Raw genomic sequence first — 2189 nt, forward strand, 5'->3', positions numbered from 1 at the left:
CGGCGCCTGCCGAGGCACCGGTGAACAGGCCGCTCAGAGGCGAATGGTGTCCCGGTTCGGATCAGTGAGCATCTTGGGATCACGGTCACGCAGCAACGCCACGATCGGGGCGACGGTGTCGGCATGCTGGGCGTACTCGGCCTCCTCGGCCTTGAGCCCCACGACCTGGAAGAACAGCACCAGTCCGTTGTCGGTGTCCAGGATCCGCATGTCGGCGTCCGGAACGATGGCCAGCGACGTCATGTCCCCGTTGGACTTCTCCCCGCCCAGTGGCGCCTGGGTGATGATCCAGTGCCCCACGTCCAGCTGCGCGCCGGCGAGGAACTGCTCGGCCAAGGCGTGCAGCACGCGCAGGATCCACGCGGGCACCGACTCGTCGCCGTCCTCACGCGGGATACGGCAGGTGAACTCGAAACCGGCCCCTGAGACCCGCTTCTCCTCACTGGTCTTCTCCCCGAGTTCGGTGAGACCGAAGGTGACCAGCAGCCAGTACCCCTCCATGGGGTAGGCGAGCACACCGTCGATGCCCCCGTCGGTCTCCCTGGCGGGGAACTGGATGGTGAGGGGCCGCACGTCCGGGTGGTGCTGCGCCCATCCCTCGTAGATCTGGGTGAGTCCGGGCAGCATCTCCAGCATCGTGCGTTCTCCAGCGTCGGGGTCGGTGCACTTCAGAGGATAGGAGCCACCGGGAGGAACACCGACCGCCCTCGGCGAACGCCTACCGCCGCTCGGCGGGGGCGGGCGNNNTCCTATCGATGAGGTGAGACTTCAGAACCAGGACCCGCCTGGGGGGCTTGTTCGCGGGGTCGGCGGGTTGTAACTTTCCTTCGAATTCTTCTGACTCCAAGGAAAACTACTTCCCCTGACTTCGGTGGTAGAGCCGATCCCCTCGAACCCGCTCCAGAGGTGGCTCCATGAATTCCCCCTTCCTCAGTCGAGCCCTGGCCGGACTGGCCACGGCCGCGCTGATCGCACTCACCCCCCAGGTCTCCATGGCCGACAGCACAGATTTCGTGCCCACACCGGCGGACACCTCCGCTGAACGTGAGACGGCCGACCAACAATCCCTAAAGGACAAGCTCGCCGCGACGGCGGTCCCACCCGGGCCGTTGAGTTTCGGCGCCGAACCCCTGGCCGCCGCCCGAAGCGCCGCCGAGAGCGCGGCGGCGGGCGCCTCCTGCGCCATCTCGGCCGACGCGGCCACCGCGCTGGCCCTCGCCCCGGTCTGGCCCGAGGTCTCGGCCGGGTCCTCCGTGGCGCCCTCACCGATGACCCTGTCCAGGTACGACAACCAGTCCGGCCTGTACGATCCCGCCGGGCGGGAGGGCCTGTTCTTCAACCCGGGCGTGGGGCTGTGGCAGATGGACTCCGCCGGGCTCGGCACGAACAACACCGCCGGGGAGGCCATCGACTCGGTGTGGGTGTCCGACTTCGTGGTGCCCTACGTCGTGGACAAGTACTGCACCGCGCTGAACGGCGGTTCGACCGCGCCGGCGGCCCGCGCGACCGCCTGGGCGGACTGGAACGCCTGCCGCGCCGGTGACTGCGACACCATGTACTGGCGCGCCTTCAACAACGGAATCGGCACGGATCCGTCCGTGGGCCGCTACGGCGGCGCCGAACCACGCACCTGTTGGTTCGAGGGCGCATCGCGTGACTGTCTGTTCGTGGACGTGACCAAGGCCCAGGGCGCGGACTGGTGGACGAACCCCAGCAGCGGCCGGTCACCCGTGCCGCACCCGTTCTACGTGTTCAGGGCCGATGGCGAAGAGGTTCGAGTGTGGCTGGCCCAGGACTCCGGACACGCTGTCGACGTAGCGGTCACCCGCCCGTTCGGAGGTAACGCGCGTGACTCCCTGACGTGGACCGACGGTCAAGGACTGTGCGACACCACCCTCGGGCGCGGTTCCTGCTGACCCACTCGGGAATTCACTTTTTCGAACCCTGGTCCCTTATGGAACCCTGACCCTATTTTCCTCTCTGTTCCGTTACACGATGGAAAACCTGAGGACACAGCAAGAAAAACCTCCAATACAACCTCTATCTAGTCTCGCCAGTGCATGTTATTTTCTCTCCATCCGGGGGGATCCGCTGTAAAAGATTCAACGAAGAGGCCCAGATGTCCCACTCCATCGCCCCAGAGATCGAGCTTCCCGCTCTCGACTTCGACGACATGGAGGTGATGAGCG

2 protein-coding genes are annotated in these 2189 nt (G+C 66.2%); one reads left to right on the forward strand and one right to left on the reverse strand.

The genetic code is table 11. From position 1 onward, the window contains the following. Nucleotides 1-33: 33 nt before the first annotated feature. Nucleotides 34-636, reverse strand: coding sequence for a suppressor of fused domain protein (locus D472_RS0121000; protein ID WP_017606424.1), 603 nt, complete (start codon nucleotides 634-636; stop codon nucleotides 34-36). A gap of 278 nt (nucleotides 637-914) precedes the next feature. Between D472_RS0121000 and D472_RS0121005 the strand changes: the two genes are divergently transcribed. Then, on the forward strand, nucleotides 915-1916 hold the full coding sequence (locus D472_RS0121005) for a hypothetical protein (protein ID WP_017606425.1): 1002 nt from the start codon (nucleotides 915-917) through the stop codon (nucleotides 1914-1916). Nucleotides 1917-2189: the final 273 nt, after the last annotated feature.

Source organism: Nocardiopsis alkaliphila YIM 80379 (genome assembly GCF_000341005.1).
Lineage (GTDB): Bacteria > Actinomycetota > Actinomycetes > Streptosporangiales > Streptosporangiaceae > Nocardiopsis > Nocardiopsis alkaliphila.

What these genes read in the sequence shown, in the direction of transcription:
- D472_RS0121000 (WP_017606424.1), bottom strand. Translation starts at nt 636, where the DNA reads ATGCTGGAGATGCTGCCCGGACTCACCCAGATCTACGAGGGATGGGCG.
- D472_RS0121005 (WP_017606425.1), top strand. Translation starts at nt 915, where the DNA reads ATGAATTCCCCCTTCCTCAGTCGAGCCCTGGCCGGACTGGCCACGGCC.